General features: G+C 72.2%; 14 protein-coding genes. 6 read left to right on the top strand and 8 right to left on the bottom strand.

The features are described 5' to 3' along the window. Positions 1 to 23 precede the first annotated feature (23 nt). The 4 genes from K7B10_RS33030 to K7B10_RS33045 all read left to right on the top strand — a co-directional run bounded on the left by K7B10_RS33030 (position 24) and on the right by K7B10_RS33045 (position 4,162). A complete protein-coding gene (locus K7B10_RS33030) occupies positions 24 to 698 on the top strand; it encodes an urease accessory protein UreF (RefSeq protein WP_229342470.1) in 675 nt (224 codons plus the stop codon). Between the two features lie 35 nt (positions 699 to 733). Then, positions 734 to 1,420, top strand: a complete 687-nt coding sequence (ureG, locus tag K7B10_RS33035; protein WP_229342472.1) for an urease accessory protein UreG — start codon at positions 734 to 736, stop codon at positions 1,418 to 1,420. 158 nt (positions 1,421 to 1,578) lie between these two features. Then, positions 1,579 to 2,307 carry an urease accessory protein UreD gene (locus tag K7B10_RS33040; RefSeq protein ID WP_229345590.1) on the top strand — a complete coding sequence of 243 codons (729 nt, stop codon included), beginning with the start codon at positions 1,579 to 1,581 and terminating at the stop codon, positions 2,305 to 2,307. Positions 2,308 to 2,497: 190 nt separating this feature from the next. Further along, positions 2,498 to 4,162: an alpha/beta hydrolase gene (locus tag K7B10_RS33045; RefSeq protein ID WP_229342474.1), complete on the top strand. Its 1,665-nt coding sequence runs from the start codon at positions 2,498 to 2,500 to the stop codon at positions 4,160 to 4,162. A 35-nt stretch (positions 4,163 to 4,197) separates the two neighbouring features. Here the strand turns inward: K7B10_RS33045 and K7B10_RS33050 are convergent, their stop codons facing one another. The 6 genes from K7B10_RS33050 to K7B10_RS33075 all read right to left on the bottom strand — a co-directional run bounded on the left by K7B10_RS33050 (position 4,198) and on the right by K7B10_RS33075 (position 9,587). Further along, positions 4,198 to 4,908: a lysophospholipid acyltransferase family protein gene (locus K7B10_RS33050; RefSeq protein ID WP_229342476.1), complete on the bottom strand. Its 711-nt coding sequence runs from the start codon at positions 4,906 to 4,908 to the stop codon at positions 4,198 to 4,200. A 190-nt stretch (positions 4,909 to 5,098) separates the two neighbouring features. After that, positions 5,099 to 5,257 carry a hypothetical protein gene (locus K7B10_RS33055; protein ID WP_030860651.1) on the bottom strand — a complete coding sequence of 53 codons (159 nt, stop codon included), beginning with the start codon at positions 5,255 to 5,257 and terminating at the stop codon, positions 5,099 to 5,101. A 32-nt stretch (positions 5,258 to 5,289) separates the two neighbouring features. After that, positions 5,290 to 6,252, bottom strand: coding sequence for a cytochrome c oxidase assembly protein (locus K7B10_RS33060; protein ID WP_229342478.1), 963 nt, complete (start codon positions 6,250 to 6,252; stop codon positions 5,290 to 5,292). 108 nt (positions 6,253 to 6,360) lie between these two features. Then, a complete protein-coding gene (locus K7B10_RS33065) occupies positions 6,361 to 7,386 on the bottom strand; it encodes a 6-phosphofructokinase (protein WP_229342480.1) in 1,026 nt (341 codons plus the stop codon). Positions 7,387 to 7,600: 214 nt separating this feature from the next. After that, positions 7,601 to 8,329 (bottom strand): type 1 glutamine amidotransferase, encoded by a 729-nt coding sequence (locus K7B10_RS33070; RefSeq protein ID WP_030860647.1) that lies wholly within the window; start codon positions 8,327 to 8,329, stop codon positions 7,601 to 7,603. A 19-nt stretch (positions 8,330 to 8,348) separates the two neighbouring features. Next, complete coding sequence (locus K7B10_RS33075) at positions 8,349 to 9,587, bottom strand: MurT ligase domain-containing protein (RefSeq protein WP_030158239.1); 1,239 nt, start codon at positions 9,585 to 9,587, stop codon at positions 8,349 to 8,351. A gap of 122 nt (positions 9,588 to 9,709) precedes the next feature. Here K7B10_RS33075 and def point away from each other — a divergent pair, with 122 nt between their 5' ends. Continuing rightward, positions 9,710 to 10,273 carry a peptide deformylase gene (gene def, locus K7B10_RS33080; protein WP_229342487.1) on the top strand — a complete coding sequence of 188 codons (564 nt, stop codon included), beginning with the start codon at positions 9,710 to 9,712 and terminating at the stop codon, positions 10,271 to 10,273. A 21-nt stretch (positions 10,274 to 10,294) separates the two neighbouring features. On the opposite strand, the gene K7B10_RS33085 is transcribed toward def, so the two are convergent. After that, positions 10,295 to 10,939 (bottom strand): TetR/AcrR family transcriptional regulator, encoded by a 645-nt coding sequence (locus tag K7B10_RS33085; protein WP_229342489.1) that lies wholly within the window; start codon positions 10,937 to 10,939, stop codon positions 10,295 to 10,297. Between the two features lie 193 nt (positions 10,940 to 11,132). Between K7B10_RS33085 and K7B10_RS33090 the strand changes: the two genes are divergently transcribed. Continuing rightward, positions 11,133 to 12,365, top strand: coding sequence for an acyl-CoA dehydrogenase family protein (locus K7B10_RS33090; RefSeq protein WP_229345591.1), 1,233 nt, complete (start codon positions 11,133 to 11,135; stop codon positions 12,363 to 12,365). Between the two features lie 41 nt (positions 12,366 to 12,406). Here K7B10_RS33090 and K7B10_RS33095 read toward each other — a convergent pair whose 3' ends face one another. Then, positions 12,407 to 13,159, bottom strand: coding sequence for a hypothetical protein (locus K7B10_RS33095; RefSeq protein ID WP_229342496.1), 753 nt, complete (start codon positions 13,157 to 13,159; stop codon positions 12,407 to 12,409). Between the last annotated feature and the right edge of the window lie 66 nt (positions 13,160 to 13,225).

Here is a 13,225-nt window from a genome sequence, read left to right on the forward strand (position 1 = left end):
CCCCTGCTGACGGCGGTGGCCCGATGAGCCTCGCCGCCCTCCTCGTCCTCGCCGACGGACGCTTCCCCGCCGGCGGCCACGCCCACTCCGGCGGGGCCGAGGCCGCCTGCAAGGCCGGCCGGATCCACGACGCCGCCACCCTGGAGGAGTTCTGCCGCGGCCGGCTGCACACGGCCGGACTCACCGCCGCCGGGCTCGCCGCGGCCGCGGCACTCGGGCTCGACCCGGCGGTCCTCGACGCCGCGGCCGACGCCCGCACGCCCTCGCCCGCGCTGCGCGCCGCGGCCCGCCGGCTGGGCCGGCAGCTGTTGCGGGCCGCCCGGGCCCCCTGGCCCGCCGCCGAACTCGACGCGCTCGCCGCGGCCTTCCCGCGCGGGGCGCACCAGCCGGTGGTGCTCGGGCTCACCGCCCGGGCGGCGGGGCTCGGGCCGCCGGAGGCCGCACACGTGGCGGCGTACGAGAGCGTGAGCGGTCCGGCGACCGCGACGGTGCGGCTGCTCGGCCTGGACCCCTTCGAGGCGAGCGGGGTCCTGGCCCGCCTCGCCCCCGAGCTCGACGCGGTCTCGGACCGGGCCGCGCGAGCCGCCCACCGGGCCCGGCGGGAAGGCCCGGGCGCCCTGCCCGCGGCCTCCTCGCCGCTGCTGGACATCGCGGCGGAGGTCCATGCCGACTGGCCGGTCCGGCTGTTCGCCTCCTGACTTCCCTCCCCACACCTCCACGACCGGAGACCCCCATGCACCTCGACCACGGCGTGACCTACCCCCAGCGCCACACCCACAGTGCCGAGCCCGTACGGGCGGACGGCTCGCGCCGCGCCCTGCGCATCGGACTCGGCGGCCCCGTCGGCTCCGGGAAGACGGCCACCGTCGCCGCGCTCTGCCGCGTCCTGCGCGCCGAGCTGTCGATGGCCGTCGTCACCAACGACATCTACACCCGGGAGGACGCCGAGTTCCTGCTCCGCGAAGCCGTCCTGCCGCCGGAGCGGATCAGCGCGGTGGAGACCGGTGCCTGCCCGCACACCGCCATCCGCGACGACATCTCCGCCAACCTGGAGGCGGTGGAGGAGCTGGAGGAGACGGTCGGCCCGCTCGACCTGATCCTCGTCGAGTCCGGAGGCGACAACCTGACCGCCACCTTCTCGCGCGGCCTCGTCGACGCCCAGATCTTCGTCATCGACGTCGCGGGCGGGGACGACATCCCGCGCAAGGGCGGCCCGGGTGTCACCACCGCCGACCTGCTCGTCGTCAACAAGACCGACCTCGCCCCCTACGTGGGCTCCGACCTGGACCGGATGGCCCGCGACGCCGCCGACCAGCGCGGTGAACTCCCCGTCGCCTTCCAGTCGCTGCGCGGCGCCGAGGGCGTGGCTCCGGTGGCCGCCTGGGTGCGCGAGCGGATCGCCGCCTGGGCCGCCCGGTGAGCCTTACGGTGGCCGGAGCGCCTCCCGCCGCACCGCCGGCCCCGGCTCCGCCCGGCCCGGCCCCGTCGGAATCGGACGCTCCGGCCAGGCCCTCTCCGACCGGGCCCGCTCCGGCCCGTACCGCCCCGGCCCGCACCGGGGTACGGGCCACGGCCCGGATCTCCGCGGTCGCCGACGGCCGCGGCGGAACCGCCCTGCCCCTGCTGGCCGGCGAGGGACCGCTCGCGCTGCGCCGCACCCGCGGCACGGCCGCCGAGGCCGGCGTGATGCTGGTCGGCGCGATGAGCGCCCCGCTCGGCGGGGACCACCTCACGGTCGAGGCCGCCACCGGTCCCGGGGCCCGGCTCGCCCTTGCCTCGGCGGCCGCCACCCTGGCGCTGCCCGGCCGGGGTGGCGCGCCCGCGCGGTACGACGTACGGCTGACCCTGGCCGGGGACTCGGCGCTGCGGTGGCTGCCGGAGCCGCTGGTCTCCGTACGCGGCAGCGACCTGCGGGTGCGCACCCGCGCCGAACTCGCCCCCACGGCCCGGCTGCTGCTGCGCGAGGAGCAGGTGCTGGGCCGTACGGGGGAGGCGCCGGGGCTCCTGCGCAGCCGGCTCACCGTGACCCGGGACGGGCGCCCCCTGCTGGACCAGGAGCTGGCCTGTGGACCGGGCGCACCCGGCGGCTGGGACGGCCCGGCGGGGCTCGCGGGCCACCGGGCGCTCGGTCAGCTCCTGGTCGTGGACCCGGCGTTCGCCGCATCGGCGCCGACCGCCGCGGTGCTCGGGGAGTTCGCGGCCGTCACCCCGCTGGCCGGTCCGGCCGTCCTCGTGACGGCCCTGGCGCCCGACGCGCTGCGGCTGCGCGAGGTACTCGACGCGGCGTGTCGCACGTACGGCTGGTAATCGCTGAGCGAACCTGGGACGAATGGGACACCGCTCAGCGGTACACGCCTTTCCGGTTATCGGGTTGGCAAAGAACGCGACCTTGCCCTGTTGTCAGGTGTTGGTCAGGCGAAAGGATCCCACTGTTCGACCGACCGACCCGACCAACCCGGCCTCCTCCGGCCGGGTCTGACGCAGGGGGAACAACCACGTGATACGCACTGCAGCGCTGGGGAGCGCTGCCACTCTGATCACCGGAGCGCTGGCCGCCGGCCTGCTGCTGGCCCCGCCGGCCGCAGCGGCTTCGTCCAGCCAGAACAGCGGGTTCCCGGAGGCGCTGGGCGTCCAGCTCGCCGCCGCCCGCGCGGCCGCCACCGGCGTCGAGTGGAAGGACTGCCCCGCCGACTGGGGCTTCGAGGCCCCGATCCAGTGCGGCTGGGTCAAGGTCCCGCTGGACTACGCCAAGCCGTTCGGCAAGACCATCGACCTCGCGGTCGACCGGATCGGCAGCACCGGCACCAAGGAGGAGCGCCAGGGCGCGCTCATCTACAACCCCGGCGGCCCCGGCGGTTCCGGCATGCGCTTCCCGCGCCGGGTCACCACCAAGAGCCCGCTGTGGGTCAACACCTCCAAGGCCTACGACTTCGTGGGCTTCGACCCCCGCGGTGTCGGCCACTCCGCCCCGATCTCCTGCATCGACCCGCAGGAGTTCGTCAAGGCGCCCAAGGCCGACCCGGTCCCGTCCAACGAGGCGGACAAGCGTGCCCAGCGCAAGCTCGCCGCCGAGTACGCGGACGGCTGCAAGGAGCGCAGCGGCGAGATGCTGCCGCACATGACCACGCCGAACACCGCGCGCGACCTGGACGTCATCCGGGCCGCCCTCGGTGAGAAGAAGCTGAACTACCTCGGCGTCTCCTACGGCACCTACCTCGGCGGCGTCTACGCGACGCTGTTCCCGACCCACGTGCGCCGCATGATCGTCGACAGCGTGGTCAACCCGGACACCGACAACATCTGGTACGAGGCCAACCTCGGCCAGGACGTCGCCTTCCAGACCCGCTGGAACGACTGGCAGGACTGGGTCGCCAAGTACGACTCCGTCTTCCACCTCGGCGACAGCCGCGCCAAGGTCGAGGCCAAGTACCAGCAGCTGCGCGCCCAGGCCAAGGCCAACCCGCTCGGCGGCGTCGTCGGCCCGAACGAGCTCATCGGCTTCTTCCAGGGCGCCCCGTACTACGACTCCTCGTGGGTCCCGGTCGCGCAGGCGTTCAGCGCCTGGGCCGCCGGTGACGAGAAGCCGCTGATCGAGGCCATCGCCCCGGACATGTCGGACACCAAGGGCAATGCCGCGTCCGAGAACAGCAACGCCGTCTACACCGCGGTGGAGTGCGCCGACGCCAAGTGGCCGACCAGCTGGGCCAAGTGGGACCGGGACAACACCAAGCTGAACGAGAAGTACCCGTTCCTGACCTGGTCCAACGCGTGGATGAACCTGCCCTGCGCGACCTGGAAGGCCAAGCAGAGCAACCCGATCGAGGTCGGTGCCAAGCGCGGCCTGCCGCCGGTCCTGATCGTCCAGTCCGAGCGTGACGCCGCCACGCCGTACGAGGGTGGCGTCGAGATGCACCGCCGCCTCGCCGGCTCGCGTCTGATCACCGAGCAGAACGCCGGCTCGCACGGTGTCACCAGCCTGGTGAACCCCTGCATCAACACCCGGGTGGACGCCTACCTGCTGACCGGCAAGGTCGACGCCAAGGACGTGAAGTGCGGCCCGCACGCCACTCCGGTCCCCCCGGCCCCGGCGGCCGCGAAGTCGCTGGCCAAGGCGCCGGCGTCCGCGCTCCCGGCGCAGGAGGAGCTGCCCGCCGTCCGCTAAGCCGGACGATCGGATGAAACGGCACGGGAGGAGGCTCAGCGCGTCTTGCGCCGGGCCTTCTTCCGTGCCTCTTCCTCTTCCGCCTTGACCTCGGCGGCGTACCGGTCGACGTACTCCTGGCCGGAAAGGTTGAGGACCGCGTACATGATCTCGTCGGTGACGGCCCGCAGAACGGCCCGCTCGCCTTCCATCCCGGCGTACCGGGAGAATTCCAGCGGCTCGCCGAAGCGGATGGTCACCCGCCGGATCTTGGGGATCTTCTGCCCGGGCGGCTGGATCTCGAAGGTGCCGACCATCGCGCACGGGACGACGGGCACCCCGGCCCCGAGCGCCATCGCGGCCACGCCCACCTTGCCCTTGTAGAGCCGTCCGTCGTGGGAGCGGGTGCCCTCCGGGTAGATGCCCAGCAGCTCGCCCTTGGCCAGTACCCCGAGTCCCTCGCGCAGCGCGGCCTGCCCGGCGTCCTTGCCGGAGCGGTCCACCGGGATCTGCCCGGCGCTGCGGAAGAAGAACGCGGTCAGCCGCCCCTTCACGCCGGGACCGGTGAAGTACTCGGCCTTCGCGAGGAAGGTGATCCGGCGCTTGAGGATGGCCGGCATCAGGAAGTGGTCGGAGAACGACAGGTGGTTGCCCGCGATGATCGCGGCTCCCTCCGCCGGGATGTTCTCCAGTCCCTCGATGCGCGGCCGGAACAGCAGCCGGAGCAGCGGACCGAGCAGCACGTGCTTGAGCAAGTGGTAGAACACCGGGGCATTTTCCCTTCACCTGGGGTCAGGTCAGTGTGCCGGACACGGTGCCGGATGGGCATGGCGAAGCAGAATCCCGCCGGCCGGGCCGGCCCAGGATGACCGCGACCGGCAAACCCGGCCCCGCCGCCGGCGGGCTTGGGCGGGGAGGCTGGGGCGGAAGGTGAGGGTGAGGTGTGCGGGCGCCGGTTCAGGGCTTGCGCGACGCAGCCATGCCGGCGGTGAGCAGGCCGAGGACCACCCAGCCGAACCACAGCCAGCCGTTGCTGCCGAGGGCCACGGAATACGTGGCGACGGCCACCAGAGCGGCGAAGGTCATGACGGCCATCGCCTTAACGGATCCGGTCATGCCCCATGGTCGCGCGCGGAGGTCCTGCCGCGCTACTGGCCACGCGCTTGGAGCGAGGCGAGATAGGAGTTGTACGCCTCCAGCTCCTGGTCGCCGTCGCGGTCCGCGGCCCGGTCGGAGCGCTTCGCCGCCCGCTGCTCGGAGTGGTACCACTGGTAGACCAGCGCGATCAGCACCAGTACCGACGGGATCTCGCTGAAGGCCCAGGCGATGCCGCCGCCCCACTGCTGGTCGAGCAGCGGGTCGATGCCGAGGGAGGCCGGCGGGTTCGCGTACGTCTTGATCATCGGCTCGCTCGCCATCATCAGCGCGATGCCGAAGAAGGCGTGGAAGGGCATGCCGGCGAAGAGCTCCAGCATCCGCATCACGTAGCCGGGGCGGTGCGGACCCGGGTCCACGCCCATGATCGGCCAGAAGAAGACCAGGCCGACGGCCAGGAAGTGCACCATCATGCCGATGTGCCCGGCCTTGCTCCCCATCAGGAAGTCGAAGAGGGGGGTGAAGTACAGGGCGTAGAGGCTGGCGATGAACAGCGGGATCGTGAACACCGGGTGGGTGATCACCTTCATGTAGCGGCTGTGCAGCAGCATCAGCAGCAGCTCGCGCGGTCCCTTGGTGCCGCGCGCGGCCGGCGGCAGCGCGCGCAGCGCCAGCGTCACCGGCGCGCCGAGCAGCAGCAGGATCGGGGAGAGCATGCTGATGACCATGTGCTGGACCATGTGCACGCTGAACATGACCATGCCGTAGTCGTTCAGCTTGGTGCACATCACCAGGGCCACGGTCAGCACGCCCGTGGTGAAGGCGACGGTCCGGCCCAGCGGCCAGGCGTCCCCGCGGCGGCGCAGCCGCACCACGCCCCACAGGTACATGCCGAGGCCCACCAGCGAGCCGATCAGGAAGAACGCGTCGAAGGAGAACTCCAGCCCGCGCCCGAGAGTGAACGGCGGCAGGTCCATGTCCATGTTCATGTCCATGCCGTGACCGCTGTGATCCATCTGTTCACTCCCTTGACCTGTGATGCCCCACCACAGTAGTGCCGCCCCCGGACGCGATCGCGTCCGGGGGCGGCCATTACGGGGTTATGGCGCAGAAGGGGGGAAACATCACAGAACGTTCTGGGCTTCGGCGTACCGCTCGGCCGGGACCGTCTTCAGGGTCTGCACGGCGTCGGCGAGCGGGACCATCTCGATCTCGGTGCCGCGCAGCGCGGTCAGCATCCCGAATTCGCCGCGGTGCGCCGCCTCCACCGCGTGCCAGCCGAAGCGGGTGGCCAGGACCCGGTCGTACGCGGTCGGCGTACCGCCGCGCTGGACGTGGCCCAGGATGACCGGACGGGCCTCCTTGCCCAGCCGGCGCTCCAGTTCGACCGCGAGCAGGTTGCCGATGCCGGCGAAGCGCTCGTGCCCGTACTGGTCGGTGCCGCCGTCCTGGAAGTCCATGGAGCCGGCGCGCGGCTTGGCGCCCTCGGCGACCACGACGATCGCGAACCGCTTGCCCGCGGAGAAGCGCTCGCCGACGATCGCCGTCAGCTCGTCGATGTCGAAGGGGCGCTCCGGGACGACGATGGCGTGCGCGCCGGCCGCCATGCCCGAGTGCAGGGCGATCCAGCCGGTGTGGCGGCCCATGACCTCGACGACCATCACGCGCTGGTGGGACTCGGCGGTGGTCTTCAGCCGGTCCAGGGCCTCGGTGGCGACCCCGACGGCGGTGTCGAAGCCGAAGGTGACGTCCGTCGAGGCGATGTCGTTGTCGATGGTCTTCGGCACGCCCACGATCGGCAGGCCGGCCTGCGAGAGCAGGTTCGCGGCCTTCAGGGTGCCCTCGCCGCCGATCGGGATGATGGCGTCCAGGCCCAGGTCGGCCACGTGCCCGCGGGCCCGCTCCACGCCGTCGCGCAGGTGCGCGGGCTGGACGCGGGAGGAGCCGAGGATGGTGCCGCCGCGGGCCAGGATGCCGCTCACGGCGTCGAGGTCCAGCTTGCGGTAGTCGCACTCCAGCAGGCCGCGCCAGCCGTCGTGGAAGCCGATGACCTCGTCGCCGTGGTCGACGACGGAGCGGTGCACGACGGAGCGGATGACGGCATTGAGGCCGGGGCAGTCGCCGCCGGAAGTGAGCACACCAATGCGCATGGCAGGGGGAACCTTTGCAACGTGGGCCGACGACCGGACCACGTCGTCCGGTTGGAACTACGGCCACCCTACAAGCGGTGGAGCGGTCCACTGAACCATCCTCCACATGCTGGTCACACTCGTCGTACGAAACGACGTCGGCCCGGTTCCCCCAAGGGAAAACCGGGCCGAACACATGATTGCGGGGCCGCCCCGATGAGCGGTCCGCGCGGCGTTACGCGGGCTGTGTGGCCGACGCGATGCGCTCGGCGCGCAGCGCCTCGTACCACCGGTCGTCGATGGGCGGCAGCGCGTTCACGTCGAGGGCCAGCTTCAGCAGCAGGTCCGCGATCTGCGGGTTGCGGGCCATCACGGGGCCGTGCATGTAGGTGCCGAAGACCGTGTCGTTGTACGCGCCCTCGGTGCCGTCGCCCGTGCCGTTGCCGCGGCCCATCGAGACCCGGGCGAACGGGCGGGCGGTCGGCCCGAGGTGGGTGACGCCCTGGTGGTTCTCGAAGCCGGTCAGCTGCGGGAGGTTCAGGCGCGGGTCGATGTCCGCGAGGACGTCTCCGACGCAGCGCTCGCCCTCGCCGCGCACCGTGACCACGTCCAGCAGGCCGAGGCCCTCCTGGCGCTCGCCCATGTCGTTGACGAACTCGTTGCCGAGGATCTGGTAGCCGGCGCAGACGGAGAAGACGATCGCCCCGTTCGAGACGGCCCGCTCCAGACCGCCGTCGCGCAGCAGTCGCTCCGCGGCGAGCCGCTGCGGGCGGTCCTCACCGCCGCCGATCAGGTAGATGTCGCCCGAGGTGGGGATGGGCTGGTCGCTGCGCACGTCCACGCGCTGCACGTCCAGGCCGCGCTGGCGCGCCCGGCGCTCCACCACGAGGGCGTTGCCCTGGTCTCCGTACGTGCTCAGCAGGTCCGGGTAGACCCACACCAGACGCAGGCTGTTGTCGCTCATGCTCTTGTCCTTGAGGGTTCTAGTTGCCGACGCGGCGGCGCACGTCCTGGAAGGCGGTGTAGTTGGCGATCAGCTCGATCTGTCCGGGCGGCGCCAGCTGCACGGCCTCGTCGAGGGTCTCGCACACGCGGAAGTCCAGGCCCGCGACCTCCAGGCGGACCGCCAGGTCCAGCTTGCGGTCGCCGATCACGAAGATCGGGTGGCCGGCCAGGCGCGGGTAGTCCACGTCCCACAGCCAGGACGTGTCCGTGCCGTCGGCGCCGCGCGCGTTCACCGAGAGGATCACCGGGGTCGGCGGCGGGTCGATCAGCGAAAACGTTTCGAGCCAGCCCGCCGGGTTCTTCGCGAGCAGCAGCCGAAGCTCACGGCCCTGGAAGTTCACCACGTCATAGCGGCCGGCGACGGCCTGCACCTGGTACATCCGCTCCAGCGCGACCTGCGGCGGGACGCCGAAGACGGCGGCCACGGCGGCCGAGGTGGCGGCGTTCGCCTTGTTGGCGCGACCGGGCAGCTGCAGGTGGATCGGCCAGGCCGAGCCGTGCGGGTCCAGTACGTGGTCCCCGGACAGCACCCAGCTCGGGGCGGGCCGCCGGAATCCGCACTCGCCGCAGAACCAGTCGTCGCCGGGGCGCTGCATGACGCCACCGCAGGAGGGGCACGACCAGGCGTCGTCCTTCCACTCCTGGCCGGCCGCGACCCACACCACGTTCTGCGAGGACGAGGCCGACCACACGATGAGCGGGTCGTCGCAGTTGGCGACGATGACGGCCTTGGAGCCCTGGAGGCCCTCGCGCCACTTCTCCGCGAGCATGCGGGTCTCGGCGGCGCGGTCCAGCTGGTCGCGGGAGAGGTTCAGCAGGGCGATCACCTTGGGGGTGACGTCCCGGGCGACTCCGGCGAGGTACTTCTCGTCCACCTCGATGACGCCGTACTTGGCGTCGGATCCGCCCGCGAGGGCGGAGGTGATGCCGGCCGGCATGTTCGCGCCGAGGGCGTTGGAGACGACCGGTCCGCTGGCCCGCAGGGCCTCGGCGATCAGCCGGGTGGTCGTGGTCTTGCCGTTCGTCGCGGAGACGAGGACGACGTCGAGATGCTGCGCGAGCGCTCCGAGGAGATCGGGGTCGAGTTTGAGTGCGACCTTGCCACCGATCACCGATCCGCTTCCGCGTCCCGCGGCCCGCGACACCGCAGCCGCGGCCTTGCCCGCCGTCACGGCCAGCTTGGCCCGCGGCGAAAGCGGCTCTGTGTTGCCTGCCATCGTCCCTTGTCCTCCTTGCGTCGGTCGGCCCCAGCCTATCCAGTACCGGCCGGGGCCTTGACCGCGGCGCCCTGAGGCGCCGCAGATCTCCTCATATATTCGCCCGTCGTACCCTTACGGCCATGCGACAGCGCCCCATCCCCGGTACCACCGGCCTCGTCCGCACCATGAGCCTGCTGGGCGACCCGGTGCTCCACTCGCCGTGCGAGGAGGTCACCGCGTTCGGCCCGGCCCTCGACCGGCTCATCGAGGACATGTTCGCGACGATGTACGCCGCCGAGGGCGTCGGCCTCGCCGCGAACCAGATCGGCGTCGGGCAGCGGGTGTTCGTGTACGACTGCCCCGACGACGAGGACGTCCGCCACGTCGGGCACATCGTCAACCCGCGCCTGGTGGCGGCCGACGGGGACGAGTTCCGCGGCCCCGAGGGCTGCCTGTCGCTGCCCGGCCTGGAGGCGGGCACGGTCCGCTTCGACCGCGCGGTCGTCGAGGGGGTCAGCTCCGCGGGCGCGCCCGTACGGATCGAGGGCACCGGATTCTTCGCGCGCTGCCTCCAGCACGAGTGCGACCACCTCGACGGCACGGTCTACGCGGACCGGGTCACCGGGCTGCGCGCCAGGCGGCTGCGGCGGGCGATCCGCAAGACGCCGTGGGGCGCGCGGGCCGCCGGGGCCGCGCAGAACTGAGCGCGGCCCCGGCGGTGGGTCTCAGAACCCCGGGCCGTCCACACGGTTGCCGGCCGTGGCCAGCCGGCCCCACAACAGGTCGGTGAGTCCGGTGACCAACTCGGCGCGGTCGCAGGGACGTTCCCCCAGCCACCAGTCGCCGGCGGCGTGCATCATGCCGACGATGCCGTGGCCCCAGATCCGGGCCAGGCGTTCGCCGCCGGGGCCGAGGTCCACGCGCTCGCCGATCACGTCGGCGAGCTCCTCGCCGAGCCGGCGCAGCAGCGGCGCCGAGTGCAGGCCCACGTCGAAGCCCCGCTCGGCGGCGTGCGAGTCCTCGGCCGGGTGCATGAGGAACCGGTACACCTGCGGTCGGGCCTCGATGGCCGCGAGGTAGGTGTCGAGGGTGGACTCCACGCGGCTGCGGCGCTCCGCCGGGGCGTCGAGCGCGGCCCGCAGCGAGTCGAGCAGGGCGTCGGTGTGCCGGACGGCGAGGGCCTGGTAGAGCCCGGCCTTGTCGCCGAAGTGCCGGTAGAGGATCGGCTTGGTGATGCCGGCCTCCGCCGCGATGGCGTTCATGGACGCCCTGGGGCCGTCCCGGAGGACGACCCGGTCGGCCGCTTCGAGCAGCTCCCGCCTGCGGCGCTCGGCCGCTCCCGGTTCGCCGGCCTGCTGAGTGGTCTCCATGACGTGTTTCTCTCCCCGCCCTTGCGATGGTGCGTGACGCCCACGCAACGTAACACCCCGCACACCCTCGCGATCGAATCGGCTGTGCTGCGGGCTGCGCTGCTTGACAGTGCCTACTCGCCGGTAACAGACTGTGGTCACCGTATGGGTTACCGCTAGTAACGCACTGGTGGACGCACAGCTGGAGGGGAACATGGCGGAGTTCACCATGGAGCTCAATGACGACCAGAAGCAGGTACGCGACTGGATCCACGGCTTCGCGGCCGAAGTGATCCGGCCCGCCGCCGCGGAATGGGACGAGCGCGAAGAGACTCCGTGGCCCGTCATCCAGGAGGCCGCGAAGGTGGGCATCTACTCGCTCGACTTCTACGCCCAGCAGTTCTTCGACCCTACCGGCCTGGGCATCCCGATGGCCATGGAGGAGCTGTTCTGGGGTGACGCGGGCATCGCCCTGTCGATCGTGGGCACCGGGCTCGCCGCCATCGGCGTCGTCGCCAACGGCACCGAGGAGCAGATCGGGACCTGGATCCCGCAGATGTACGGCACCCCCGACGACGTGAAGGTCGCCGCCTTCTGCTCCTCCGAGCCGGACGCCGGTTCCGACGTCGGCTCGATGCGCACCCGGGCCGTCTACGACCAGGCCAAGGACGAGTGGGTGCTCAACGGCACCAAGACCTGGGCGACCAACGGCGGCATCGCCAACGTCCACATCGTCGTCGCCGTCGTCGACCCCGAGCTCGGCACCAAGGGCCACGCCTCCTTCATCGTGCCGCCGAACACCCCCGGCCTGTCCCAGGGCCAGAAGTTCAAGAAGCACGGCATCCGCGCCTCGCACACCGCCGAGGTGGTCCTGGAGGACGTCCGCGTCCCCGGCTCCTGCCTGCTCGGCGGCAAGGAGAAGCTGGACGAGCGGCTCGCGCGGGCCCACGAGCGGGCCAGGGCCGGCGGCGCTGGCGAGCGCGTGAAGAACGCCGCCATGGCCACCTTCGAAGCCTCCCGCCCGGCGGTCGGCGCCATGGCCGTCGGCACCGCGCGCGCGGCGTACGAGGTCGCCCTCGACTACGCCAAGACCCGTACGCAGTTCGGCCGTCCGATCATCGACAACCAGGGCATCGCCTTCCAGCTCGCCGACATGCGGACCTCCATCGACGCGGCCCGGCTGCTCGTGTGGCGGGCCTCCTGGATGGCGGTCGCGGGCAAGCCCTTCACCTCGGCGGAGGGCTCCATGTCCAAGCTGTTCGCGAGCGAGGTGGCCAAGAAGGTCACGGCCCAGGCGGTCCAGATCCTCGGGGGCAACGGGTTCACCCGCGAGTACCCGGTGGAGCGCATGCACCGCGACAGTGCGATCTACACGATCTTCGAGGGCACCAGTGAGATCCAGCGTCTGGTGATCGCCCGCACGATCTCGCAGATGCCGATCCGCTAGCGGACATCCGCTCGCGCGCCGTGCCTCACGCATGAGTTCCGTCAGTGCACGGGCGTGAGGCACAGCGAGTGGGCGCCCTCGACCCACTTGTCGGGGACGCTGATCAGGTCGCCGTCGGCGCAGTCCGCGCCGCCGGTGCCCCGCTCCCTGGTGACCAGGTACTTGGCCAGCGGGGAACCGCAGGCCTCCGGCACCAGCTTCTCGTTGCGCAGCTTGTCCGCGTCGCGCACGCACGTCCCGATGGCCGGGCCGGTCGGCAGTTCGTCGTTCCCGGCCATCAGGCCCAGCAGCACGAGCAGGGGCGGTGCGCAGGCGATGAGCACGGTCGCCGTGAGGAAGACCAGCGCCGGCGGGCGGCGCCACAGCGGCTTGCCGGGGCTCAGCGAGGGCAGGATGGCGCCGACCGGGGGAGTGAGCCTGAGGAAGCGCGCCCGCGCGCCGAGGTTCAGCAGCACGGTGACCGGGGTGATGAACACCGACAGCGGGCCCCACCAGCCCTGCCACAGCGTGTCCGCGGACATCTTGCGGTAGGTGGCGAGCCCGCAGTCGCGGCAGAACGGCCCCTCCTGGCGCAGGAACCGCATGATGACCAGCGCCCCCTGGTGCCCGCGCACGGTGGCCGGCACGGCCGGCTGGGCCCCGCACACGCGGCAGCCGTACGGGGCCTGCGGCATCTGCCGGTGGCCGTACGGGACCGGCTGCGGCGGCACGCCGTACGGGGAGCGGGGGACGCCCTGCTGCGGGCCGTACGGGTGGTAGGGGCCGGCGCCGTGCTGCGGTGGCGGAGTGGCCACGGATCTCTCCTCGGGTCTCGCGGGGTCTCGCGGTGATCGCCGGGCGGCCGGTGATCACCGGCACCC

Source organism: Streptomyces flavotricini (genome assembly GCF_020639365.1).
GTDB lineage: Bacteria > Actinomycetota > Actinomycetes > Streptomycetales > Streptomycetaceae > Streptomyces > Streptomyces flavotricini.